This window comes from uncultured Slackia sp. (assembly GCF_934630525.1).
Taxonomy (GTDB): domain Bacteria; phylum Actinomycetota; class Coriobacteriia; order Coriobacteriales; family Eggerthellaceae; genus Slackia.
Map to the genome: position 1 here is coordinate 29,326 of NZ_CAKTVX010000011.1, position 24,760 is coordinate 54,085.

19 protein-coding genes are annotated in these 24,760 nt (G+C 59.5%); 5 read left to right on the plus strand and 14 right to left on the minus strand.

The window, feature by feature from the left end; genetic code table 11:
* Positions 1-323: 323 nt before the first annotated feature.
* Positions 324-1,937: a peptide chain release factor 3 gene (locus Q0D41_RS08600; protein ID WP_294377946.1), complete on the minus strand. Its 1,614-nt coding sequence runs from the start codon at positions 1,935-1,937 to the stop codon at positions 324-326.
* A gap of 522 nt (positions 1,938-2,459) precedes the next feature.
* On the opposite strand from Q0D41_RS08600, the gene Q0D41_RS08605 reads away from it, so the two are divergent.
* Positions 2,460-3,053: a ClpP family protease gene (locus Q0D41_RS08605; protein ID WP_294377948.1), complete on the plus strand. Its 594-nt coding sequence runs from the start codon at positions 2,460-2,462 to the stop codon at positions 3,051-3,053.
* A 407-nt stretch (positions 3,054-3,460) separates the two neighbouring features.
* Positions 3,461-4,915: a VirD4-like conjugal transfer protein, CD1115 family gene (locus Q0D41_RS08610; RefSeq protein ID WP_294377950.1), complete on the plus strand. Its 1,455-nt coding sequence runs from the start codon at positions 3,461-3,463 to the stop codon at positions 4,913-4,915.
* A gap of 140 nt (positions 4,916-5,055) precedes the next feature.
* Here the strand turns inward: Q0D41_RS08610 and Q0D41_RS08615 are convergent, their stop codons facing one another.
* Positions 5,056-6,078 (minus strand): hypothetical protein, encoded by a 1,023-nt coding sequence (locus Q0D41_RS08615; protein ID WP_294377954.1) that lies wholly within the window; start codon positions 6,076-6,078, stop codon positions 5,056-5,058.
* 551 nt (positions 6,079-6,629) lie between these two features.
* On the opposite strand from Q0D41_RS08615, the gene Q0D41_RS08620 reads away from it, so the two are divergent.
* Entirely contained in the window at positions 6,630-7,598 is a 969-nt protein-coding gene (locus Q0D41_RS08620; protein ID WP_294377956.1) for a C-terminal binding protein, read from the plus strand.
* 77 nt (positions 7,599-7,675) lie between these two features.
* Here Q0D41_RS08620 and Q0D41_RS08625 read toward each other — a convergent pair whose 3' ends face one another.
* The 7 genes from Q0D41_RS08625 to Q0D41_RS08655 form a co-directional block, all read right to left on the minus strand.
* Positions 7,676-9,271, minus strand: coding sequence for an FAD-binding oxidoreductase (locus tag Q0D41_RS08625; RefSeq protein ID WP_294377959.1), 1,596 nt, complete (start codon positions 9,269-9,271; stop codon positions 7,676-7,678).
* Between the two features lie 122 nt (positions 9,272-9,393).
* Complete coding sequence (locus Q0D41_RS08630) at positions 9,394-9,804, minus strand: peptide deformylase (RefSeq protein WP_294377961.1); 411 nt, start codon at positions 9,802-9,804, stop codon at positions 9,394-9,396.
* A gap of 266 nt (positions 9,805-10,070) precedes the next feature.
* The gene (locus tag Q0D41_RS08635; RefSeq protein ID WP_294377962.1) at positions 10,071-11,144 is read right to left on the minus strand and encodes an alpha/beta hydrolase-fold protein; all 1,074 of its coding nucleotides are present in this window, start codon (positions 11,142-11,144) and stop codon (positions 10,071-10,073) included.
* 23 nt (positions 11,145-11,167) lie between these two features.
* Positions 11,168-11,917, minus strand: coding sequence for a DNA-3-methyladenine glycosylase (locus tag Q0D41_RS08640; RefSeq protein WP_294377964.1), 750 nt, complete (start codon positions 11,915-11,917; stop codon positions 11,168-11,170).
* 840 nt (positions 11,918-12,757) lie between these two features.
* On the minus strand, positions 12,758-13,126 hold the full coding sequence (locus Q0D41_RS08645; protein WP_294377966.1) for a 3-hydroxyisobutyrate dehydrogenase: 369 nt from the start codon (positions 13,124-13,126) through the stop codon (positions 12,758-12,760).
* A 545-nt stretch (positions 13,127-13,671) separates the two neighbouring features.
* Positions 13,672-14,028, minus strand: coding sequence for a DUF559 domain-containing protein (locus Q0D41_RS08650; protein ID WP_294377968.1), 357 nt, complete (start codon positions 14,026-14,028; stop codon positions 13,672-13,674).
* A 1,317-nt stretch (positions 14,029-15,345) separates the two neighbouring features.
* On the minus strand, positions 15,346-17,112 hold the full coding sequence (locus Q0D41_RS08655; protein WP_294377969.1) for an FAD-binding protein: 1,767 nt from the start codon (positions 17,110-17,112) through the stop codon (positions 15,346-15,348).
* 717 nt (positions 17,113-17,829) lie between these two features.
* On the opposite strand from Q0D41_RS08655, the gene Q0D41_RS08660 reads away from it, so the two are divergent.
* Entirely contained in the window at positions 17,830-19,404 is a 1,575-nt protein-coding gene (locus tag Q0D41_RS08660) for a sodium:solute symporter (RefSeq protein WP_294377971.1), read from the plus strand.
* Positions 19,405-19,486: 82 nt separating this feature from the next.
* Here the strand turns inward: Q0D41_RS08660 and Q0D41_RS08665 are convergent, their stop codons facing one another.
* The 5 genes from Q0D41_RS08665 to Q0D41_RS08685 all read right to left on the minus strand — a co-directional run bounded on the left by Q0D41_RS08665 (position 19,487) and on the right by Q0D41_RS08685 (position 23,500).
* Positions 19,487-20,617, minus strand: a complete 1,131-nt coding sequence (locus Q0D41_RS08665; RefSeq protein ID WP_294377974.1) for a lipocalin-like domain-containing protein — start codon at positions 20,615-20,617, stop codon at positions 19,487-19,489.
* Between the two features lie 53 nt (positions 20,618-20,670).
* Positions 20,671-20,925: a dynein gamma chain protein gene (locus Q0D41_RS08670; RefSeq protein WP_281668091.1), complete on the minus strand. Its 255-nt coding sequence runs from the start codon at positions 20,923-20,925 to the stop codon at positions 20,671-20,673.
* Between the two features lie 25 nt (positions 20,926-20,950).
* Complete coding sequence (hypB, locus tag Q0D41_RS08675) at positions 20,951-21,631, minus strand: hydrogenase nickel incorporation protein HypB (protein WP_294377981.1); 681 nt, start codon at positions 21,629-21,631, stop codon at positions 20,951-20,953.
* A complete protein-coding gene (locus Q0D41_RS08680) occupies positions 21,628-22,005 on the minus strand; it encodes a hydrogenase maturation nickel metallochaperone HypA (RefSeq protein WP_281668093.1) in 378 nt (125 codons plus the stop codon). Before Q0D41_RS08680 ends, hypB begins: the two co-directional genes overlap by 4 nt.
* Before the next feature lie 91 nt (positions 22,006-22,096).
* Entirely contained in the window at positions 22,097-23,500 is a 1,404-nt protein-coding gene (locus Q0D41_RS08685) for a 4Fe-4S binding protein (protein ID WP_294377986.1), read from the minus strand.
* 251 nt (positions 23,501-23,751) lie between these two features.
* Here Q0D41_RS08685 and Q0D41_RS08690 point away from each other — a divergent pair, with 251 nt between their 5' ends.
* Entirely contained in the window at positions 23,752-24,666 is a 915-nt protein-coding gene (locus tag Q0D41_RS08690) for a LysR family transcriptional regulator (protein ID WP_294377989.1), read from the plus strand.
* Positions 24,667-24,760 lie beyond the last annotated feature (94 nt).

Genomic DNA, 24,760 nt, shown 5'->3' on the forward strand with positions numbered 1-24,760 from the left:
GCCAGCAGACCGCCTTGCCCAAGTCGGCACCAAGATAAAGGGCCGCCCCAAACAGGCAGCGTCCAAGCGAAGACGCCCAATAAAGTGCACCCCGGCAAAGGATTTCCTTCATAAGGAGCGCCCAACTGGGCATTTCGCACGCGCATTCCCCATCCCGCATTTGGGACAGAAAAATTCCACCCAGGCAACCCCGGGTGGAATTTGAATTCTTCAGTTATCGCCAAAAGGCGCGTATGGGAGGGTTCGTATTGTAACGGCTCAGCAACGCGGCTGCTCACGCCACACAAAATCGCCAATGCCGCGGCACAACTTGCCCGCAAGCCTTACGCTTCCCAGTTGCCCACTTCGGAAAGCTCGATGTCGGGATTCTTATCGACCGCCCAGTTCACGTTCCACGGGCTCGTGAACAGCAGCAGGCGGCGCCCGCGCATGTCCTCAACCTTGAGCGTGTCGCGCGTGACGTTCAGGCTCGAGAACTCGAACGTCTTCGAGTCGGTTTTAATCCAGCGCACGTCGGTGTACGGTAGGCCTGTGCGACGCACTTCCACGCCGTATTCGCTCTTCAGGCGCTGCTCGAGCACCTCGAGCTGCAACACGCCCACGACGCCGACGATGACGCTTTCCATGCCAAAGCCCGGTTCGCGGAAAATCTGGATGGCGCCCTCCTGAGCCAGCTCCTCCATACCTTTCACGAACTGCTTGCGCTTCAGCGTGTTCACCTGCGTGATGCGGCTGAACATTTCAGGCGCGAACGTGGGAATTTCGGGAAACTGCACATGCGTTTTGCCCGTGCACACCGTATCGCCGATGCTGAAAATGCCCGGGTCGAATAGGCCCACGATGTCGCCCGCGTACGCCTCGTCGACAATCGCGCGGTCATCGGCCATAAGCGACGTGCCCGTGGCGAGCTTGAGCTTCTTGCCGCCCTGCATATGGAAGGCCTCCATGCCGCGCTCGAATTTGCCCGAGCAAATGCGCACGAACGCGATGCGGTCGCGGTGGTTCTTGTCCATGTTCGCCTGGATTTTGAACACGAAGCCGCTGAAATCGTCGCGCTGCGGGTCGACCTGTTCGCCGGTGAGCGTGTCGGTGTACGGCAGCGGACTTGGCGCCAGGCGCAGGAATTCCTTCAGGAAGGGCTCGACGCCGAAGTTCGTGAGCGCCGAACCGAAGAACACCGGCGAAAGCTTTCCGCAGTTCACAGCGGCGTAGTCGAGCTCGTCACCCGCACCGTCGAGCAGCTCGATGTCGTCCATCAGGTTCTCGTGGTTCGCCTCGCCGATGAGCTCGCCCAGCTCGGGCGCGCCGAGCTCGGCTTCGATTTCGGCAACCTTCTTCGTGGCGTTCGCATGGCCGTCGCCCTCGAACGCAATCACGCGGCGAGCCTGGCGGTCGAACACGCCGCGGAAGTTCTGGCCGCAGCCGATGGGCCAGTTCATGGGATACGTGCCAATGCCGAGCACCGACTCGATTTCCTCCATGAGGTCAAACGGGTCGCGCGCCTCGCGGTCGAGCTTGTTCACGAACGTGAAAATGGGGATGTGGCGCAGCGTGCACACTTTGAAGAGCTTCTTGGTTTGCGCCTCGACGCCCTTGGCAGCGTCGATAACCATGACGGCGGCGTCGGCAGCCATGAGCGTTCGATACGTGTCTTCGGAAAAGTCCTGATGGCCAGGGGTGTCGAGAATATTCACGCAACAATCGTCGTAGGTAAACTGCAGCACCGACGACGTGACCGAAATGCCGCGCTCCTTTTCGATGTCCATCCAGTCAGACACGGCATGCTTGGAGGACGATTTGCCCTTGACCGAGCCGGCGGTCTGAATGCTGCCGGTATAGAGCAGCAGCTTTTCGGTGAGCGTAGTTTTGCCTGCGTCAGGGTGCGAAATAATCGCGAACGTGCGGCGCGAGGCGATTTGGTCGGCAAGTGGTGCCACGGGGGTCCTTTCTATGGGTGCGCCCGCTGCGAAATGCGCCGAAAAGCGGCTGGAAAAGCGGGCGAATGCATACGAACAGTGCATTATATCCCAGGCGGCGCACCGCGGCGTCACGTCCAACAAAATACCTGATAAGAGTACTTTTTCGAACGCTTGTGCTATTTTTTCTTGCAAAGCCCGAATCGAGCGTGCTATATTCGAAAAGCACCCGTTACGGCTGATTCAGCCTTTTTAAAACCGCATGGGGGACGCATCGGCGGCCCTTGCTTATGAGTCGCGCACAGCGCGGCGGCGTGTTACATGCTGGTTCATTTTTTCCATCACAACCGAATACGAAGACGCATCCCGAGCAGAGTGGTTTTCGCTGCCGTTTCGAGCTTTCGTGCGACCTTGCGGCGTTTTGCATCGCCTTGCGACCCTTCAAAGTCTCGCGGCCATATCACCGCAACCCGTATCGCTTTCGCCGGCGCCCCCTCGCTCATGCGCACCCGTAGCGTCTTCATGCCCCTTGGAAGGAGCCCCATGAGCACGTTTTCCTACTCGCCCCAAATTATGCAAGAAACCGCTCTTGGCCTCGAGCGATTCGACATGCGCGACGAGATGCTCGCCTGCCGCGAGCTCGAATTGTGCGGGCCCGTCGACGCGGAATCGGTCGCGGACATCATCCGCGGCCTGCGCCACCTGCAGAAAGCCGACCCCGCCGCACCCATCACGCTGTTCATCAACAGCCCCGGCGGCGAGGTGCAATCGGGACTGGCGCTCTACGACGTGATGAGCGCCATCAGCTGCCCCGTGCGCACCGTGTGCCTGGGGCTTGCCGCCAGCATGGCCGCGCTGCTGTTCATCGCCGGCGACACGCGAGACATGCTGCCGCACAGCCGCGTCATGATCCACGACCCGCTCATCGGCGGCGCAGGCGTGGGCGGAAGCGCCCTTTCGGTGAAGGCGCGCGCCGACGACTTGATGCGCATTCGCGACATAACCGCGCAGGTCATTGCGGAGCATACCGGCATGCCGCTCGAGCGTGTGTTCGAACTCACGGCCCGCGACACGTATTTCGAAGCCGAAGAAGCCGTTGCCGCGCATCTAGCCGACCGCGTGATTCGCGAGCTCTAGAAGCGGCACGCGGTCGTGGCCGCGATGCGCGCCGCAACCACGGCTTTCATGCACGCGGCCCCAACACCGAGTGCGACGCGGCGCAACCACAGTCGTCATGTGCACGGCCCCAGCACGAAGCTCGGAACGGTCCAACGCGAGCATGACCCAACACCGAGCACGGTGCAGCGTGGCACGGCGCAATGCAACACAAGGTCGGTGCGGCCCAGCGCGAGCACAACCCAACGCGAGCTCGATGCGGCCCAACGCAAGGTTGGTGCGGCGCGGCGCGAGTCCAGGGAGGCGCCCTTCTCCCGCGAATCACGCCAACGGCCGCGTCGACCGCGTTCCTCGCGCCCCGCACCCCTCGCAAACAACCGCGTCGACCGCATTCTCCATTCACCAACAGCCCTTTTAAGGAGAACCTTATGAAAATCGCCGAATTCGAAACCCTCGTCGAAAACGCAGCCGAAACTGGGCGCGGCCCTTGGACCGACACCGCCGTAGAATCGGGCCTCATGCATGAAGCCGACACGCGCGACCCGCGCCTCGCATACCGCGGACGCACCCTGCTCACCGCCCATACCGAAATCGAAACCGACACCTGGCAAAGCGGTCTGAACAACAACGTGCTCGTGCTGGGCTGCTCGGGCGGCGGCAAAACCCGACACCACGTCAAACCCAACCTGCTGCAGGCATCGGGCTCCTACATCGTGCTCGACTGCAAGGGCAGCCTGTATCGCGAAGTGGGACCTTACCTGGCCGAAGCGGGATACGTAGTCGACCAGCTCGACTTCTCCACCATGGGAGGCACTGTGGGCTACAACCCACTCGCCAACGTGCGTTTCGTCGACGGCGAACCCCTTCAGCAAGACATCATCGCCATCGCCTCGGCGATTTGTCCCATCGAAGACCACGAAAGCGACCCATTTTGGCCGCAAGCCGCCGCGAACTATCTGTGCGCCTACATCACCTACGTGCTTGAGGCGCTACCGAGCACTGAGTGGCACATGGGATCAGTGATGCAGGTGTTCGAGGCCGCCTGCTCCGGCCGCGTTGACAGGATGTTCGCCCAACTCGATGCCGACGAACCGGGCGCGTTTGCGCCTGCGCTCTACCGTCGCACGAGGGTTACCTGCGGCGCCGAGAAGATGCATTCGAGCATTCTGGGGATTCTTGCGGCGAACCTCATGCCGTTCGGTTTTCCCGAGGCCACAAAAGCGTATCGCCGCGCGCGTCAGGTGGATTTTCGTTCATTCGGCCGCGAAAAGCGTGCGCTGTTCGTCACCATCAACGATATGGACCGCAGCCTCGATAGGCTCACGAGCATGTTCATTCGCCAGGCGTTCTGCGCGCTTTGCGATTCGGCCGACCACGATTACCCCGACCATCGCCTGCCCGTGCCCGTCCGATTCGTGCTCGACGATTTCGCGAACCTGAACCTGCCGCACATCGACGACGTGATGGCGGTCATACGCAGCCGCGAGATCAGCTGCACGATCATTTGCCAAACCGTCAGCCAACTCGAGGCGCGATACGGGACGCCCGCCGCAAACTCAATCATCGGCAACTGCGACGCGCAGCTCGTACTCGCCTTCCAAGACGAGCGAACCGCGCAGTACTTCGCCACGCGCGCCAACAAGCCGGCGAGCGCGCTGCTCGAAACCCCGGCCGGCATGTGGTGGGTGTTCGTGCGCGGGCAGCGCGGCCGCATGGAGCAGGCCTTCCGTCTCGAAGACCACCCGCGCTACCCCGAGCTCGCCGCATGCCTCGAGCGCGCCGAGACGGAAGCGGTTTTCAGCACGCCCGATGAGTGGGAGTTCGAGGAGTTCTTCGACTTCGACGAGCCAGACGAACCGTTCAGCCCCTGCCCCGCGGCATAGGCGCAGGGCAACGAGCATAGGGATGGATTGCGGTTCGTTCCCTGTCCAGCCACCGGCCCTTGCGCAGCGAGCCATCTCGCAGGCGCCATGGACCATTCGGTCAACATCGGCCGTTGGGTCCTGGACAGCGAGCCGGCTCTCTACCAGGGGAGCTCAACTTCTGCCGCGCCCTCGTCGGTTTGCCCCGCACCAGCAGGCTGCGCGGCATCGGACCGTGCGACGTCCGAGCCGACGCCAACAACCTGGACAACAAAAGGTTTCGTGCCAACTAATCGAGCAGCGTCATGCTCCGAGCCAACAGATTGCGCACTGGCAGATTGCGCGGCGCCCGATTCCGAACCAGCGGACCGAGCGACGGAAGATTGAGAGGCATCAGGCCCCGCGCCAGAGAGCTCCGCGGCAGCAGGCTGCGCGCCAGCAGGTTTCGCCGCTGTAGACCCCGACCCCTTCACAAAAGCGTGGTTATCGCAGGTCGCACCGCATGAATCCTTTCTCACGTGCTCCAGATACCCGCGTATGCTGTAATGGTCAGCTCCGTCGAAAGAGTCCTTCCTGTTGCCATCGGCCTCGAGGCTTCCCAAATATCCGTTGTCGACCGTTCTGCCCATTTGGTCGATAACCGACGCGTACCAGTGACCCGTCTCATCGGCGGGCTCGCGCAACTGGCAGGTAATCGCGAGCTTGCCGTTGTCGGCTTGGGTGAAAGCGCCCGATTCGCGCAGTTTGCGCAGATGCTCGCCATCGATCCAGAAACTAATAAATGGCGCCTCGTAGGCATCGGTCAGCATGCTGTTGCGATTGTCATATACGTAGCACACGAGCGCACGGGTTCGCGCCGCACACAGCATGTTGACTTCGCTTTCCTTTAGCATGAAATACACCGTTGTATAACCGCGCATGCCTTCCCCCGCCTTCTGGACGGTAACTACGGCAGTTTTCACCTGGAACATGAGCGTTTCAGGCTGCACCGATGGATCTTGAAGCTGCGCCTTCAAGTTCACCGTCACCACATCGACGCCCATATCGGCCGGCGGACGCAGCGCATCGAGACCGTTACGATACAGCGCGCCCATCAGCTGAAACTCGCCCGTGTAGCCGTTATAAAGAAGGTTGTAGAAGTTCTGGTCCATGGCATTCCTATCGCGATTTTTGACGGCTGCCATTGTACGCCATTCGCTTTTCGGCAGGCATCATCGAACGCCCTTCGTTTTTTTCGACGCGCGACGCCATGGGCTACTCGACCTTGGCGGGCGCCATGCGCCATTCGACTTTTTGCAAAAGCCGCCTGGGCCATTCGCTTTTTGAGGAACACGCTGTACGCTGTGCACTTTCGAGAACAGCGGCAATCCCCCGCGTGGACCCCGCAAATCATCCCTCGCTTCATTCCCTGGGCGCCCATTCGCTTTGTGGCGAGCGCCTCCATGCGATATTCGCCGCGCAACATGCATGAATAGTCGCGAAGTGCGTAGGTCCTCCGAAAGTCGCCAAGAAGAGCGATTTTTCGAGAACATGTGACCTGGGGTTTTGCAAAGCCACAAAGACAGCTGCGCGCCGCCCGCGCAAAGACCTACGCACTTCGTGGCTATTTTTGCGAAAAAACGGCAGATGCGCGCGGAAAGCGGCCGCTCAAACCCAATCACGACTCGTTTCTCGGCATGGCACGCGCCGCGCTGTACAATCGGTCGAGAAACTCCCCATTCGAAAGGTTGCCGCCATGCCGAAAATCGTCATCACCGACTCCGATTTCGAAAACAGCGACTTCGAGTTCGCCATGGCGCGCGCCGCGGGCGTCGAAATTGCCGCGTTTCAAGGACCCAAGCCGCAGGACATCATCCGCAACGCCGCCGATGCCGACGCCATAGTGACCTCATACGGCACATTCACGCCCGAAGTGTTCGCGGCGCTGCCAAACCTGCAGGTCGTAAGCCGCACGGGCATTGGCTACGACACGATTGACGTGCCTGCCGCCACGAAAAACAAAACCGCCGTGTGCGTGGTGCCCGGCTATGGCGCAGAAGTGGTTTCCGACCACGCCATTACCCTTGCCTTGTGCGTGCTGCGACGCATGAGCGAAACCGATGCGGACATGCGCTCGGGCATTTGGGATTACGCCCGCCACCGCCCGCTGGGCCAGATTTACGGCCGCGCGTTCGGCGTGGTGGGCATGGGCGAAATCGGACGCGCGACCGCCCGCAAGGCCGCGGGGCTCGGCTTCCGCGTGATATGCACGTCGCGCTCGCTCGTGCCAGGGCGCCGCACGCCCGAAGGCTATGACATCGTGGAATATGAGGAGCTCCTCCGCCGCGCCGACGTGGTGAGCTTCCACACCGCGCTTACGCCCGACACGCACCACATGCTCGACGCGCACGCGATTTCCCTGATGAAACCCGATGCCATCGTCGTGAACACCGCCCGCGGAGCCGTTGTCGACACAGTGGCGCTCGCCGAAGCGCTCAATGCCGGCAAGCTGTGGGGCGCAGGCATTGACGTATTCGAAAACGAGCCAGTCGAACGCGACCATCCGCTGCTTTCGGCGCCGCACACCGTGCTCACGCCGCACGCGGCATACTGGTCGGAGGAATCGGGCGAAGAACTTCGCCGCCGCGCCATGCAAGCCGCAATCGACGTCGTGAGCGGCGTGCGTCCGATGGATTGCCTGAACCCCGAAGCGCTGCGTTTCTAAGAGAAGGACCAGGCGAAGCGAGCGCCACGCCGCAAACCAGGCGGGCAAACACACCTGCCCGTTTCCCGCTCGTGCGCCTAGGCCAACTCCGCCAACGCGGCGTCAAGCACCTCTTCGCTAAACAGATTCCCGCGACCGAGCTGGCCTTTCGGGTCGATTTGCGCCTTCATGCGCGCGCTTTCCGCGATATGGTCGGCGCCATACATTTCTTCGAGGAAATGAGCCTTGAGCTTGCCCACGCCATGCTCGGCCGACACCGCGCCGCCCATGGCCGACACCTCGGCGGCCCACTGCGCGAACAGCTCGGTACCGCGCGCGTATTCCTCGGCGGAGCGCGGCAAAATGTTCACATGCACGTGGTTGCTTCCAATATGGCCCCAGGTGGCGCTCTCGAAACCACCTTCGGCTAGCGTGCGGCGATACATCGCAATCACATCGCGCAGGCGATCGTCGGGCACCGACATATCGCTGCCGAGCTTCGTGATAGAAGGATCGGTACGGCGGCGCTGGTCGATAAGCATGTTCACGCTTTCGGGAACCGCATGGCGGAAGAAGCGCTGGCCGGCGCGTTCGGCCTCGGTCGTCGCAACCCACGCGCCTTCGGTATCGGCGCCGCATGCTTCCAGCTGCTCGCACAGCACCATGAGCTCGGCTTCGGCAGTTTCCTCATCGCCGCAGCTCAGCTCGACGAATACGCATGCTCGAGCATCGTCGGCGAGCTCGGGAAGCTCGGCGAATGCCGGGTTGTTCGCCTTTTGCGCACGCAGAACATCGAGCGCGGCGCCGTCGAAGTATTCAATAGCCGTTGCATGCTCGAGCGCGTCGCGCACGGCAATCGTGAACTCGACCGCCTCGGCCTCGCCCGGAAAAAAGCAACTCGCGCCCCATACCTCGACAGGCACGGGCAAAAGCGCCAGCTCAAGCTCGCAAATCACGCCAAGCGTGCCGCATGCGCCAATGAAGAGGTCGATCGCGTCCATATCGTCGGACGCAAAATAGCCCGACGCATTTTTCGCCTTCGGCATATCGTACGTGGGAAGGTTCAACACCAGCTCGCGACCGCCCTCGGTCACAAGGCGGAGCTCGCGGCCAACCGCGAACGCCTCACCGCGACGCAAGGCAAGAATATCGCCATCGGCAAGCACCACGCGCATCGCCTCAACGTGCGGGCGCGCCGCCCCATAGGCATAGCTGCGCGAGCCCGACGCGTTGCATGCCACGATGCCGCCGAGCGCCGCCGACGCCTCGGTCGGGTCGGGCGCGAAAAACTGTGCAGGAGCGGCCTTGAACTGCGACAACGCAGCGAGGCTTTCATCACTCCAACCAGCCGTATCGAAGCTCGCCTTCTGCAGCATATCGCGCAGCTCCATGAGCGAAAGGCCTGGCTGCACGCGCACGAAGAAGCAGCCGTCGGAGGCGCGGCGCAGCCCGAGCACGCGGTTCATGCGCGACGTGTTCAGCACGCAGCCGCCATGGGGAACCGCGCCGGCCGCCAAGCCGGAACGCGCGCCCTGCACGGTAACGGGCGCACCTGTGGCATACAGCTCGCGCAACGCGGTGCGCACATCGGCCTCCGATTCGGGGAACACGATGCTTTCCGCAGACCCCACGCTGCGTGATTCGTCGCGCAGGTATTCCTCAAACTCGTCGGTGCAGGGCACGATTTCAGCCATAGATTCCCCTTTCAGAGCGCCTTTTCAGCTTTTTGCAGGAATGTTCACCATAGCGCATTTCGCGACTGAGCGAGATATGCCATCGCGCAACGGCAGCGAAAGCGCGAGAAGCGATTGCGTCCCTAAATCACAATGCCCGCGCAGTGGTCGATTTCGTGCTGGACGATTTGTGCGTCGAAACCCGAGAACGACTTTTTGCGTGGCGTGAACGACGCGTCGAGATAAGCGACTTTAATGCGCCTGTAGCGCGCGCACGGACGCGAGCCTTCGAGCGACAGACAGCTTTCCTCGGTTTGATACTCGCCCGACGCTTCCACGATTTCGGGGTTATACATGAGCACCGCGCCGCCCGCGCACGCGGCCACGATGACGCGCTTGCGCACGCCAATCATGTTCGCCGCGAGCCCCACGCATTCGTGCGCATGCGCTGCAAGCGTGTCGAGCAGATCTTGGCCCACGGCAGCATCGGCGGGCGTGGCATCGACGCTCGGCGTCGAGAGCAGCGCAGGGGACTTTACGATGGGACGAATCATGGGGAATCCTTTCAAGTGGTCACATGCAGAAACATAAAACGCAATTCATCGGGGGAGACAGCCCAGAGAAGAAGCGCGGAAACAACAACGGCGATCAGCGATTCGCGATCGCTGATCGGCAATCGGCGGCGTCAATCGGCGGCGTCAATCGGCGATCGGCATTCAGCAATCGGCGTCGTTAATCGGAAATCGGCGACGAGCCAAACGCTCACAGCGGCAAGAACGATATCGCAAGCACTCCGCGAATCGCTCAGAGTTTCCGCCGACTACTCGCGTCTCAGCTCGCATTCCCTCAACTTCGATGGCCCGTCCTCGCCGCAATTCGAAACCGCCCAACAAATCGCCTTCGCCATGCGCAAATCGGGTTCTTTGAAATGGTTGCCTGGGTTGCTTTCGAAAACAGTCTTGACGCCTTTCATTCTGAAGGCGTCGACAACGCGCTGCGTGCCGTCGGCCACGCCGCGCAAAAGACGGCTCGGCGTGCGTGCTTCCTTCGACCCAAACGAGAAATACGCGCATCGCGGCGGGCAGTCGAACATGCCAGCCTCAACGTATTCCGCAAAGTCTGGATACCACATCGAGCCCGACGCGCTCGCGACGGCATCGAATAGATCGGCCTGAAACGGCGCCCAGGTTGCGAACAACCCCGCAAGCGAATAGCCAGCAATGCAACGATGGATCGGCCGCACGCCAAGCTGTTCTTCCGTCTTCTGCACGATTTCCGAAAGTATTTCAAGCTGGTGCTCCGCATGCCCCGCAAACGGCGCGTCATCGGCAAAAATGCCTGGGCATTCCCATGGCGTAAGCATGTCGTTCCATTCGGGAACATGAACCGCGACCAGCACAAACGGCGGACATCCCAATTCCGCGCACCGCTTCAACACGGCGTCGCTTTCGTCTTGGATTTCGTGCATATACACAAACGGCACGTGAGATTCGGTAGCGTCGTGCCCGACACTCGAACCGCCGAAGGGCGCATGAGGGCCATCGTCGGAGGGCACGCGCGATTCGGCGGCTTCAAGAACGAGGCTCGCGTCGCCAAAAGCCGCACGGCATCCGCCGTCGGGCGGCACTCGCGATTCGACGATTCTGGCCGCAAGGCTGTCGGCGCCGAACGACATGCGAGGTTCATGCGCCAGGGACGCGGAAGACTCGTCGTCGGAGGACATAGAGACCCCACTGCGCGAAAGAGCAAAGTGCTTGTCGTCGAGAGCTGCTAGCTTCATGTCGTCGCAAACCACAGAATCCATGCCGTCAAAAACCGCACGAGCCTCATCGCCAAAGGCCGTGATCGTTACGCGCTCGCCCGCTATGTTCAACGTGGTTTTCATACCCTGCATGATAGCCCATTCGAAGCTCAACCTCACGAGCGCTCCCTAAGGCAAGCGAGAGCCTTCTTCTTCCTATCCCCTTTTAGCCCTTTCCCAGCCTTGGTGCCGCCCGGCTTCCCTTCCTTCGTCGACCTCGCCCTTTTCGGCGCATAGTCCCGCTCGTAGCCAGGCACCTTCGTGCTCGATATCACCCACAAATAAAGGCTCGCCACGCTGCCGTAGGGGCTGTAGCGACGGCGATATCGCTCAAACATCTCGCGCGTCACCTTGCGATGGTGGTACACCATGCGCATGCCGCGCCGGATTGCCAAATCGCCGTAGCTCAAAATATCGGGGCGGCCCAAGCAAAAGAGCAGCAGCATTTCGGCGGTCCAAGCCCCAACGCCTTCGAGCGAGGAAAGCGCCGCGATAGCCTCGGCGTCGTTCATCTCGCGCACCGCATCCAAATCGAATTGCCCCGAAGCGACTTTTTCGGCACAACTTTTCATGTACCGCGCCTTCGTGAACGTGATGCCACACGACTGCAGCTCTTCTTCGGCGGCGGCGCGCACGGCAGCAGGCGTCACCTCGCCCAAGCGCTCCCGCATGCGATTCCATATGGTCGCCTGAGCTGCGGTCGAGATTTGTTGACCGACAATCTGATGCACGATCGCCGAGAACAAATCGTCCTCGTCCATTTCCCGGCGCACAACGCCCACCGCATCGATCGCGGCACCGAGCTTTTTGTCTTTCGCCTTGAGGTATTCAATGGCGTCGGTGCCATATTCGAAATAACGCGTCAACGGAGCACCTCCTTGCAGCTTGGGGAATGCGGGCTGGGGAGGAATCCCTTTGGGGCCAAATTCCTGCCGAGCGCTATCGAGGCTCAACCAGGTCCTACCGTGCCCTACCGGATTCCCTATCGGGCCTCGCTGGACCCCAACCAAGGTCCCTGCTGGGTCTTTACTGGGCCTTGGCCGAATCCTTGCCAGGATCCTACTGGATCTCTGCTGGGTTTCCACCGGGTCTTTATTGGATCGCTACTTGATCTTTGCCGAATCCTTACCAGGTCTCTACCGGATTCCTGCTGGGCTTCTGCTGGGTCTGCAATGGGTTTCTACTGGGTTTCATCGAGCCCCATCAAAACGCGGATCAAAGCCTTATGAGCCCCTGTTGAGCCCCTTCTCAATACGCCCCGCTGAAACCTTTTATCGAAAACCCCAGTCGAAACGCCCATTACGGTTCGAAGTAAGTCGCCGACAGGATTCGATGGGGATCATTCGACGTATTGCCTACGATATGGAAAAGCCGCCAGGGGTCGCCGATAGGACGCCTCCAGATGGCCGCCTGTCCCACTCCGAAGAGGGTCGGGGCGTTGCCGCCGAAGCGCCTGCCGCCCCGAACAACCGATAGAACCGCCAGGCGCGGGCGCCATGGCCAGGCAATACGAATGTCTCAGGGAGAGTTTCCTATCGACCGACAATCGGAAAACGCCCCCGAAACCCCTTGTCGAAACGCCTCCTGAAATTTCTATCGAGGTCTCTGTCGAGATCCCTGTCGAAATCCCTGTCGAAGCTCCGGCGACGCCACCATTGAAAATGCTCCGCCCAAGCGGCCCCCTGCGAGCTTAAGCGAGCAGAAACCTACAGCTCGATGCGGCCGAACTTCGCAAGCAGCTCGCTTGCCGCGGTGCACGACGGGCAGTTGCAGTACTTCGCGCCGGCTTCCTTGCGCTTGAGCTGCTCAGCGAGCATCGCCGCAGCGATCTCTTCGCCCATGAGCTGCTTGGCGGGGCCTTCGGCAAATGCAATCACGCCGTCGATGGTCGTGGGGCGGCCTTCGAGCACGTCAAGCAGCTTGTCGGTAGCGGCCCTGACCGCCCCATCGCTCGCATCCGCCGCGACGGCAGCCTTCCACGCAGCTGCCGCGTCTTTGGTGACCTGCGTGCTCGCATCGTTGGTCGCGAGCACTTCGGCGCGTTCGGCCACGTAATCGAACAATTCCTTATCCATGGGATAGCCCCTTTCTTCGGCGTTCATTACGCTTTGCATGATAATGCTTGCATGCCAGCCCCTCGACGAGGGACGGCCAACGACAAATGCGCGCCATTTTTGCGACACGGCATCACGGCAACGCGACGGCGCGGCGGCGCGGCGGCGCGACAACATACGACTCCACACCGCTCCCTTCGCTTAGCACCGCGGCAAAAAACGCGACCATTAGGCTAGATTGCAGCGCTTGGCCGGTTATACGGCAGAAAACGCCACGATTAGGTACTTTCAACCCATCCAAAAAGAGTCAAGCGCGCCCCTTCTCCCTACGCGGCATTCTGTTTACCGACAAAACACCAGGTCAAGTTTTCTTCTGCTTCCAGCAATCACACTGCGAAACGAAAGTTTGCCTCCCCACCATGCGCAATCCGACCTAATCGTGGCGTTTTTTGACACGAGGAGTACACTTTCGAGAGGAGCCCCTTCGATGGAAACCTCCCTCGAGAACCCCTCACATGATTTTATGACCCCTGCCCTTATGCGCTCCTCTGGACGACACCGCGCCCTTATATGCTCCTCTGGGCAACGTCGACGCGACGTCGGAAAGCATATCGCTTCTGATTCCATGTCCCATTTTGCCGCCGAATACGAACCTTTAACGCCTGGGCGATGGCAAAGGCAACGTCGTCAAGGGAATTCACCGATGACACCTGGCCATTCGTCACCGTGATAACCGTATAACCCATTGCAACGAGTGCATTCCGACGCTCGGCGTCAGAAGTAATTCCAGCTTTCGAAACGTGAAATGCATCGCTGTCGTATTCGACGTCAAGGCGTGCACTTTCCCAAAACAAATCAAGCACAAAATACTTGTGCGACGTGCATTTTCGCCCTTCGCCAACAACGTCGATACGGTAGTTCATTTGAGGAAGGGGGAGCCCGTAGCCCCCCAGTGACCGCTTCGTGCAAAGAAGCAACACGAGCCTTGACTCCGCGGGAGAAGCGGACCGGTCGAGCACATACCGAAGAGCTTTCCGCGCTCGGGCGCATCCCGGGAATGCCGCCGCGGAATTTGCAAAAGCGAGAAGCGAACCCACAGAAGAAATTGGCTCCGAGGACACGAAGCCGGACTTGAAGTTACACGTTGCGGCGAATTTATCGAACCCGAAAGCCTGCACAAAGTCGGACCCGTTGGGCCCAGACGTGCTATCTAAAATAGTTCGGCGAGGCGCCTCGCTATAATCCGAGGTTTCGGAATAAGATTCAGAGCAAGCTTGCAAAGCATCATGGCCTGATTCGTAAGTTGGCTTTGGAACGACGCGACTCGAGCCCGAAATCGTCCTCAAAAGAGCAGCATTCGACTCCCCAATAACACGCGAATAGGTCCCGCACAGCTCATATGCGAGTAAAGAGAGCTGTTCGAAGGAGTAAAACTGCGCAAGCTGGAGAAATGTCGCCTCCGGAGACAAGACGAACGTGTCGCGACCAATGCGCATAAGACTCTTCGAAACAAACGGTCCCGACAAACAGTGACATGTGGCCCCCGGAATAGTTCTCATTCCGCCTTGGCATGATACCGCCACATGAAGCCGCCCCGAAAAAACGCCCTGTGACCATGAGGCGTTTCGCAAAGACGTCACTTCACTCCTATTCGTTTTTGCGGGCAACGCAACGCGAGCCGCGCGAGGCTTCGGGCGAAGCCCACATCGCACGGCCCTCCAGTATTGGAGCGCGCTCATATGTGCAAGGCAAATAGTCATACGGAAGACTCTAACGCGAAAACCTTGCCGAATTCTTGTCTGGAGGCCGCGAGATTCGTGCCCGAAAACTGCGGAATCCATGCTGGAAAGTCGCAATACCCACGCTCGAAAGCGACGATTTTCATGCCCAAACAGCACGAATAGCATCTCCAAACACCGCGAAAGTCATGATCAAAGGCCGCGGAATTCATGCAAAAACCTCGCCCGAATGCCGTCGAATTCCCTCGAAAACACGCGCAGATTCCGCTTCGATCCCGCGAATTCCTAACGCGCAGCACGCTAGCGGGATGATTTTCGATGACACCGAACCAGCCCCGCGTCGCGCGTCGCCACATCGCGCCACCAGCCATCATCGCCAGCTGCCAAGCCGCGCCTCAACGGCACCGAACCGCATCGCCGTTGCTGGACGATACCGCCGATTGCTGAGCCACAACGCCGCATCACCAAGCAAAACCACCGGCAAGCGGGCCGCATCGCCGACTACAGGACGGCGTCGCTGCGATAGTGGGAGCCGCAGCTTTCTTTGCGCGCGAGCATTGCCGCGACGGCCGCGCTTGCAGTTTCGAGCTGCAAACGAATTCTCATGGTGGCGGCAATCGACGCAGCATCGGAAGACGGCGTGAGCGCAGCCATCGCCACGTGCTCAGACGCAGGTGAAGGCGCAGACCTAAGCGCAGGCTCGGGCTTAAGCCCAGACACAAGTGAAGACATAGTCGCGGCCGCAGCCGCAGGCGTCGATGCAACCATGGGTGCAGGCGTAAGTGTAGGCGCAGCCATAGGCGCAGGCGCGACTGTCGCCACGGCCGCAGACGCAAGCCCAGACGCGGAAGCCGGTTCCTCAACGCGTGCCTGAAGAGCGGAAATCGCACTTGCCGCCGCCTTTAGCCCTTCGGCGTCGCGGGAAATCATGCAGTGCGCCGACATCGTCTCACGCAATTCGCGAAGTATCGCGCTGCTTGAGGAATATGCACGTTCCTCAATTTCAAACGAAACCGATTCACTGCCCAACGGGAAACAGAAGCCCGCCGCGGAATGGGCATCGCAAAATTCATTCCGACTCGCGAATTTCGCTGCAGCAACGCCCGCGCGGCGGCCAAAAACCAACGCATTCGCGCTCGCGAGGCCGCCGATCCTATCGGCGCCATGCATGCCGCCCGTGCATTCGCCGGCCGCGAACAGGCCCGGCACGCCGCACGCGCCATGCTCGTCAATCGCGATGCCGCCATTCGACGCGTGCGCGTACGGCGCAATGCGCGCAGGAGCGCTCGCCGAAACGCCGCATTCCCGCTCGAGCCACTCGGAAAACGTACGCACGAATTCCGGCGAGCCATCGCCCACGTCGCACGTGATTTCCATGCCCTCATCGCCGCATGCTTCCATGGCGAAATCGAGCGGCGCGCCAGCCCGCTCGCACGAAAACGGCCCATGCTCGCTGCGAGCCTCAAGGACATCGCGCGCGATCGGCTTGCCCGACGCATCCCTAGCACGCGCAAAACGAAACGCCTTTTCGTTGAACACGATGTTGCGGCGCGGCGACACAAGTCCCGGCATGATTTGCATAAATTCCAAATTCACCAAACGAGCGCCGCAGCGCGCAGCAAGCGCCTGAACCGTCGCGGAATTGCCCGAGGCGGAAAGGCTGCGCTTGTAAAGCCCAGCCACGCCGCCTCCCGCAAGCACGATTGCCCCACACGACACCGCACGAAAACGTTTGGCCGAATGGTCGAAAAACAGCGCGCCGCGCACACGCCCATCGTCCATGGCGATATCAAGCAGCTCGCACCTGTCGAAGCGAACAACTCCTCCTTCACAAAGAGCCTGTTCAATGCCGCGTTTCATAGAGTCGCGCTCAAGCCCGCGCCACATACGCAGCGAATGGTCGAAGCAGGGAATGTATTGCGGCTCATCGGGATTCGCGGGTCGCTTCAAAGAAACACCCATCGCTTCAAGCGCGGCGATAGCCTCGGGAATGCCCCGCACGAACGACTCTACGAGCGCCGCATTGGCAACGCCGCGACCGACGTGCAGAATCGCCTCGACCATATCGTCGATATCGGACGCGTCGCGAGGCCCGACAAGCCCCAAGCCCCACGTTCCTGGATAGAAGCTCGAGCCGGAAAAGACGCCCGACGCACTCGCAAGGCACACCGAAGCACCAGCGCGTGCCGCCTCGATCGCCGCGCAGCATCCGGCAATGCCGCCGCCAACGACGACAACGTCAAACGATGATTCCGATTCGATATGCACGATTTCCTCCTGAGCCGCACGCGCGATCAACTTTTTGCCAAAGGGGATAATAGCGTTTCCGACGAACGAGCTCGCCCGCGCGACGAATTCGGCGACACCTCAACAAATACATCGCCCGCATTGCGTCAAGCTCGCGAAAGCATACGAAACTCCCGACGAATGAAGCTCGGACGAAACAAAAACCGTGCACTGCTCGCGGAATTTCCGACAAATGTAAATCGGCTCGACGACGAACCGGCCATCAACGGAAAACGACACTTTAGCGCATTAGAGTGTTGACGTGTGCGATTTCGCCGCTATACTAAACGCATTCCGCAACCAATCGGGAACCGCGCGCGACGAAATGAACGCCCACGGCACACCGAACGAAGATCGCGCACGTCGCCCGCTTCCTCGGGCCGAATTTGGAAGGAGCATGCGTGAGCAACGCCGCCGCACATACCTGCGCAGCCGCCGCCGGCTTCTTCTGCCATGCCCACACGGGCCGCTACCCCGAGTACCTCTATTCCTATCGATACCTCTAGCGCACGAGGGCCGCTCGTCGCGTCGCACGCCAGCGTCGCGTACAGCCACAGCCGTCGTGTGCGCCTCCATGTCCGCGTAATTTCGCGCATTTGGGCATGGTCCGGTTTCTCAATAAGGGGCGAATAGGGCAAACGGGTGCCCCGTCGAGAAATCGGCTCGCGCCCAAACGCGCAAGACCGATTGGGAATTCCAATGATCGCAAAAATCACCATGGTGCTCGCCTTCGCGGCAATCGCCATCATCATCGGCATCCTGTGCCAAAAACACGCCGGCAGCGTGACCGGTTTCATTCTGGGCGGCCGAAACGTGGGCCCTTGGCTTTCCGCGTTCGCATTCGGCACGTCGTACTTCTCGGCCGTCATCTTCGTCGGCTACGCCGGCCAATTCGGCTGGAAATACGGCTTGTCGGCCACGTGGGTAGGCATCGGCAACGCCATTTTGGGCAGCCTGCTCGCCTGGTGGGTGCTCGGCCCCCGCACGCGCGAAATGACGCAGCGCCTGGGTGCTGCCACCATGCCCGAATTCTTCGGCAAGCGCTACCGCAGCCGCGCGCTGCGCATCGCCGCCGCCGCCATCATCTTCGTGTTCCTCATTCCCTACACCGCGAGCGTCTACAACGGCCTGTCGCGCCTGTTCGGCATGGCGTTCGGCCTGCCGTACGAGGCATGCGTCATCGGCATGGCACTTATCACCTGCATTTACGTGGTGCTCGGCGGCTACATGGCCACCGTGGTGAACGACTTTCTGCAGGGCATTGTGATGCTGTTCGGCATCACCGCCGTAATTTGTGCCGTGCTCGCCGGCAATGGCGGCTTCTCACAGGCGGTCATCGACCTGTCGCACGTGCAGGCCGAAACGAACCCCGATTTGCAAGGCGCGTTCGTGAGCATGTTCGGGCCCGATTTGCTCAACCTGCTCGGCGTTGTGGTGCTCACGAGCCTCGGCACGTGGGGCCTTCCGCAAATGGTGCAGAAGTTCTACGCCATCAAAAGCGGCCCCGCCATTAAACAGGGCGCAATCATCTCCACGTTTTTCGCGATGATCGTCGCCGGCGGCAGCTACTTCCTTGGCGGCTTCGGACGCCTGTACTCGGGTCAAATCGAGATGTCGGCCGCAGGCACGCCCATCTACGACTCCATCATCCCCACCATGCTTTCCACCCTGCCCGATTTGCTCGTCGGTCTCGTGATCGTGCTCGTGCTTTCGGCCTCGATGTCGACCCTCAGCTCGCTTGTGCTTACCTCGTCGAGCACGCTCACGCTCGACTTGCTGAAAGACAACGTGGTGAAGAACATGGACGAGAAGCGCCAGCTCGTATGGATGCGCGGCCTGCTCATGGCGTTCGTGGCCATTTCCGCGATCATCGCGCTCGTGCAGTACAACTCGTCGATCACGTTCATCGCGCAGCTCATGTCCATCAGCTGGGGCGCGCTGGCCGGCGCCTTCCTCGGTCCCTTCTTGTGGGGCTTGTACTCCAAGCGCATCTCGAAGGCGGCCGTGTGGACGAGCTTCATCGTTGGCGTAGGCCTGACCAGCGGAAACATGCTCGCAGGCTTCTTCGGCCACGCGATTATCGCGAGCCCCATCAACTGTGGCGCGCTCGCCATGGTGCTCTCGCTTGCGATTGTGCCGCTCGTGAGCCTGGTCACCAAGCCGGTCGATTTCGACATGGACATCGCGCTGCCGAGCCGCAAGAGCGCGACCGACCGCGAGATTGAGGCCGAAGCGAAGGCGGAAGGCCTGGAGGAAATGGACCCCGTTGCATAAAAAAACGCCGCGGAAATCAATCCGCGGCGCCCTTGCCGTCTTCATCGCGATACGACTGAGCCAATCGACGATTTGCCGGTGCTTATTCGTCAACCTTGTACGTTACGCCTTCGATGGTCGGATATTTGTTCGAACCAGTAAAATACTGCTCCCACAGGCCTTCCTGCGTATGCGTTTCAACTTTGCCGTCTTTTTTGACCGTCAGCGTCACGTCACCGCCGATGCGCAGATATGTGGGGTTGATGCCCACCATTTGCGCGAGTTTACGCTTCAGAGGAGAAACCACCTCGAGCAGGCTGCGATACATAATGTCGTATTTGCGGTCGAGGCTGATGACGTACTCTTCATCGTCGGAGACATGCTGGATAATTTTGATCGAGTCATCGATGAACTTACCCGTTTTGGGATGTATACGCGTGCCGCTGCGCTCGGCTTTTGTGATATGAGAGTCGTCGGACACGATTGCGTCGCCCTGCGCGCACATGAACGACATCAACCGTTTGTTCCCGTAGCGCTTATGCAGAATCATATCGCTGATGATCACATTGTATTCGCCGACTTTCGCGCGGCCCCAATACCAATGGTTGAAAATATAGTCGAGACTCACGTTGCCCCAATTATGGTCGTGATAGCCGTGCCCGCCCGAAAGTGTACGCATTGCCCCGTCCATGCTGAGAGTCGCGTCGACAATGGCCTCGGGCAGCGCCACGAACCACCCGAATTGCTTTTCGCGCTTTCCTTCGCCATACAGCCAGTATCCGCTGCCCGGACGCCACATAGGAACCTTGGGCCTCATAATGGCGTCGTAGGTAATCGACGCGTCTTTATAACGGACATGGTAGCTGCCGTCTTCTTGCCAACGAATGAAGCAATCTTCTATGCGCACATCGCACGCATTTTTTGCACTGCTGACGACGCGACCCTTTTCGCCTTGAACGAACACGTTGACGCGCTCGCCGTTTTTATTCGTGACCTCGAAATCAACAGTGGGCCATGCGGGGCCCGAAACGTCGAAATAGTTCTTCGCGAAGAAAATCACCACAACAGTCGTGCCGTCTTCGAAGGCGGCATCGGTATACCACCACTCAAAAGAGCCCTTGCTGCCGTTCGTGCGCAGCGTGTCCTCGCGCGGCGCCGGGCGATTCCTTACGACGTTGAATCTTTCGAAATCGGCATCCGAATCGGCAAGACGCGCAATTTGAGGCGTGCCCATATATACTCCAACCTATACGAGATTCCAAATCAAACGGCCCAGAGGAAATCGGCCTACACGAGCTTCACGTCGAAATTCGTCGCGGCCGCGGCGTCTTCGTCGAGAGCGTCCTTCGCATCGTCGAGCACGGCCCGCACGTCGTCGAGCATGTGTTGCGCCTCGTGCAGCTTTTGATGCACGGCTTCATACCCTGCATCTTCCGCCTTGTGCGCCAGATTGTGGGCCCACCTGCGCTCGAGCTTTATATGGTCGTCAATCTGCTCGATCATGGTGGCAAATTGCCCGACGTTGATTCCGTTTGTGCACATATCTTTCCTTCCTGGGAAACCCTTGCTACGACAACGCTTCGAAGCGCTTGGCCATGAGCCATTGCGCGAGGTCTTCGATGCCCTCGCCCGTGCGCGCCGATGTGACGAAGATGTTTATATCGGGGTTGAGAACCGCGGCTTGCTCGCGCAGGGCGTCCATTTTGAAATCGGGATTGAGCGGGAGGTAATCGCTCTTGGTAACAATGAGGGCATCGGCAAGCGAGAACATGGGAGGGTATTTGTAGACCTTGTCGTAGCCCTCGGGGACTGAAAGCAGCATCACTCGGCAGTGTGCGCCCGTATCGAACTCGGCCGGACAAACCAAATTCCCGATGTTCTCCAGGAAAAGCCAGTCGAGGTTCATCGATTCGAGCGGCTCGAAGGCAGCTTCGACCATGCCCATCTCGACATGGCACACCCCTCGCGTGTTCAGTTCAATCGAGGTGACGTCGGCCTCTTTGATCTTTAGGGCGTCGACGTCCGACTCCAAATCGGCCTCGATTACCGCCAAATCGCTTTGTCCAAGCGCGCGCAGCTGCCTGATCAGCGCCAAAAGCAACGTCGTCTTCCCTGCACCGGGCGATGCCATGATGTCCATGAAGAACGTCCCGCGCTCACGCAAAGTTCGGCGAAATGCGTCGGCCTTGCTGTCGTTGGCCGAAAGAATGTCGCGCTTAACTTGGATGATTCGCTTTTCTTCCATCATTGCTCCTTAATCGGCTCGCTTGGCATTACCACTTCGATGTCGTTTATGAAGAATTCCATCCCGCTGTGAAGCGTGTAGCGCTTCTTACCGCATTTCGGACACGGGAGCGTATCGGGGTCGTGAACATCAACGTGATAGATGTAGCCGCATTCCAGGCACTTGACCGTGAAGGGGACGCGCGTGATGTACAGGCTCGCGCCCTCGAGCTTCGTATCGCGGCTGAGCCATTTGAATACATCGTCGAAAAGGCTCTCCACGATATCGCGCGAATAGCCCACGGTAAGATACACACCGGAAACGCGCTGTGCCCCGACCTTGTCTGCTTCCTCCAAAACCATGTCGACCACATTGCGACATAGGGCCATCTCATGCATGAGCTGCTCCTGTTCGATTATTCCAATATAAAATCCGCACGTCGGCTATGAGGCCGACGTGCGGGGCTGGGAGGGGCTAGACAGCGAGAAACTAATACACCATGTCGTTGGCAAAGCGATACTTCGCCTTGGTGTTGTAGTCGTCAAGCAAATCGTCGGGCAACTCGAGGATCGAGTCGGCCAAATGCAGGGTTCGGGCGCCAACCGGGCATACGGTGCCGCATTGGCCGCAGCGCACGCAGGTGCCATTCACAGTGGGGAATCCCGTTTCCTCATCCATCGTAATCGCGAACAGCGGGCAACGCTCGGCGCATTTGCCGCACTTCAAGCATGTTTCCTTATCGTGACGCAGGTTGTAGTGGCTCAGATGCTCGAAGACGTTGAAATCCTCGGGCTTGAGGTCCTCCGATTGCGCAATAGTCACATAGCTTCCCAAAATGTCGCAGCAATCGCCGTGGCACGAGCAAATGACCTCGGTTTTTTTCGAATTGCAAATTTGAATTACCATGCCGCACTCGACGCTGTGGTGCACGATGTCAAGCGCCTCTTGCTGATCGATCTGGCGAGCGATGCCGTTGGCGATGTAGTACTCGGCCTCTTCACCGAGCGTGATGCACGTCTCGAGAGGATGGTCGCCCGGGTCTTCCTTGCCGACCGCCTTGTGGCTCAAGCGGCATTGGCAGGGAGATACCGCAATTGTGTCAAATTTCTTGATCACAGCCTCGTAATCGTCGTACTCGAGGGCGATCGAGCTGTCGCCGACCACCTCGCGGCTCACGGGAACCGGCGTATAGAAGCTCGTGCGGGCATTGTAGAGCTGGTAGACGATATCGGTGCCCCATTGGCTCGAGTGAATTTTCACGTATTCGCCGTTGTTTTTCTCGTAATTGCCCATGTTGTACTCCCAAATGCCATGGGCCTCAGCGAGCTGATGGTACTGGGGCTCGCCGTTTGACACCGTACGGAACAACAAGCCGCGCGAAGCCAGGTCGTCGCACACCGTGGTGCAATCAGCCTCGGCACGCCCCGAAACATCGGCGAACTGCTTGGCCGTGAACATCACTCCCATGGGCATTTCGAGATACGCCTGGGCTTCTTCCGGCTTGAAAAGATACATGACCTCGTTGAAGCTGTTGTCGTGAATCTCGGAGCCGACGCCATTGCCGTAAGTGTTCAGCAAAGCTTGCAGCTTCACATACACGTTAGGAACAACGGTGCCGTCGGCCTTCACATAGTCGTCGGTCTTGGAATCAACCAGCTGCTTGCGCTTCGCGTTGAGCTCTTCGAGCGTCATCAGGTCGCGCGTATTGATGATCTCGACGGTATCGGCAGTAACCTCGCTGGGCTCCGTATTGGCGGCATCACCGGAAGCGTGCTCCTCTTCCTTAGGTTTGGGCGAGCAGCCAGCCGTGCTCATGCCGACGATACCGGCTCCCATGACGCCCATGCCCATCAAGAAGCTGCGGCGGCCAAGCATAGCCATGTTTTCGTTCATTTCGACCCCTTTTAGTCCTTTTTTCCCAATCCTTGGGCTGTAGGTTCATTAAATCGCCACATTTTTGAGAAGGCTCTCTCAATGTCTGGAAGGGGCTTTCATATTCCGAATCGGCGATTCACATCGCGATGGCCCAATTCGGAATATGCGGCGCAGCGACCTCGATTGCCTATGAAGCGTGCGGTTTGAAACGAAGCTTCGAAGGGGTATCATGGTAGAACGACAAGGCCTTGAATATCTGGGGGGATAAAATGTTTGAGAATATACGAGAGTTCCGCGTCCTTGCCAAAACGCTGAACTTCAATACCGCAGCCGATCAGCTCCATATCTCGCAGCCCACCCTCACCCGCCATATCGCATCGCTCGAACAGGAGCTCGGGTTTCGCCTGCTCAATCGCAACCCGATGGCCCTTACAGCTCAGGGCCGCTACTTCCTTTTGGGCTGCGACGAGGTTTTGTCGCGATACGACGAGGTTGTCAGGCAATGCAAGGTTATAGCCCGCAAGTCGTCCGAAGCGATTCGCCTCAATATGCCACTATCCAGCAACAGCATTTGGGGAGACATATTCTATCGAGCCGTTCCGGAATTCGCCCGCAGCTTCCCCGATACGCCCGAGCCTTACTTCGTTCACGATGATTTCTCGTCAATTGGGCAATCGATTGCGTCAGGATCGGCCGACGTCGGAATTGTATTCCGACCTCCGGACGAAGATCTGCCCGATTGCATGTGCGAGAAAATCGCCGAATTGCCTTTGGCCGTATTTTTCAGCAAAAGCAACCCCTTGAAGGAAAAGGACGCGCTTCGATTCGAGGACCTCGACGGCCAATACCTGCTTTGTTCGTCGAACGCGAAACTCCAAACCGTGTTCGACGGGGCCATCAATGCGTTGGGTCGCAACGGCGTTCGGCCAAAATGCCGTTATCGCGATTTCACCGACTTCGATATGGTCGGGTTCATTTTGGAAGACGACGAAATCGTGTTCGGCAATGCGGCAAACATACTCGATCCCAATGTGAGCGCGAAACTCGAAGGCCGCCTCATAGACAATGGCTGTGCACGCTATCCGATCTATGTCATGTATCGCAAGCATCCCGAACGAGAAAAAGTCGCCGATTTCGTGGCGATATGCAAACGCCACGCAACCGCAATTCAAGCCGAGAATTAACGCGGACGGCGAAGCGGTTGAATTAAATTCGGAAAACCGTAGATTCGAGCGCTTGTAGGAGCAATTGCGATGATGCATTGGCCGCAAAGCCATA

What these genes read in the sequence shown, in the direction of transcription:
- Q0D41_RS08650 (WP_294377968.1), bottom strand. Translation starts at nt 14,028, where the DNA reads ATGAACTACCGTATCGACGTTGTTGGCGAAGGGCGAAAATGCACGTCG.
- Q0D41_RS08690 (WP_294377989.1), top strand. Translation starts at nt 23,752, where the DNA reads ATGTTTGAGAATATACGAGAGTTCCGCGTCCTTGCCAAAACGCTGAAC.
- Q0D41_RS08620 (WP_294377956.1), top strand. Translation starts at nt 6,630, where the DNA reads ATGCCGAAAATCGTCATCACCGACTCCGATTTCGAAAACAGCGACTTC.
- Q0D41_RS08625 (WP_294377959.1), bottom strand. Translation starts at nt 9,271, where the DNA reads ATGGCTGAAATCGTGCCCTGCACCGACGAGTTTGAGGAATACCTGCGC.
- Q0D41_RS08685 (WP_294377986.1), bottom strand. Translation starts at nt 23,500, where the DNA reads ATGAACGAAAACATGGCTATGCTTGGCCGCCGCAGCTTCTTGATGGGC.
- Q0D41_RS08635 (WP_294377962.1), bottom strand. Translation starts at nt 11,144, where the DNA reads ATGCAGGGTATGAAAACCACGTTGAACATAGCGGGCGAGCGCGTAACG.
- Q0D41_RS08605 (WP_294377948.1), top strand. Translation starts at nt 2,460, where the DNA reads ATGAGCACGTTTTCCTACTCGCCCCAAATTATGCAAGAAACCGCTCTT.
- Q0D41_RS08615 (WP_294377954.1), bottom strand. Translation starts at nt 6,078, where the DNA reads ATGGCAGCCGTCAAAAATCGCGATAGGAATGCCATGGACCAGAACTTC.
- Q0D41_RS08665 (WP_294377974.1), bottom strand. Translation starts at nt 20,617, where the DNA reads ATGGGCACGCCTCAAATTGCGCGTCTTGCCGATTCGGATGCCGATTTC.
- Q0D41_RS08660 (WP_294377971.1), top strand. Translation starts at nt 17,830, where the DNA reads ATGATCGCAAAAATCACCATGGTGCTCGCCTTCGCGGCAATCGCCATC.
- Q0D41_RS08630 (WP_294377961.1), bottom strand. Translation starts at nt 9,804, where the DNA reads ATGATTCGTCCCATCGTAAAGTCCCCTGCGCTGCTCTCGACGCCGAGC.
- Q0D41_RS08670 (WP_281668091.1), bottom strand. Translation starts at nt 20,925, where the DNA reads ATGTGCACAAACGGAATCAACGTCGGGCAATTTGCCACCATGATCGAG.
- Q0D41_RS08610 (WP_294377950.1), top strand. Translation starts at nt 3,461, where the DNA reads ATGAAAATCGCCGAATTCGAAACCCTCGTCGAAAACGCAGCCGAAACT.
- hypB (WP_294377981.1), bottom strand. Translation starts at nt 21,631, where the DNA reads ATGATGGAAGAAAAGCGAATCATCCAAGTTAAGCGCGACATTCTTTCG.
- Q0D41_RS08645 (WP_294377966.1), bottom strand. Translation starts at nt 13,126, where the DNA reads ATGGATAAGGAATTGTTCGATTACGTGGCCGAACGCGCCGAAGTGCTC.
- Q0D41_RS08680 (WP_281668093.1), bottom strand. Translation starts at nt 22,005, where the DNA reads ATGCATGAGATGGCCCTATGTCGCAATGTGGTCGACATGGTTTTGGAG.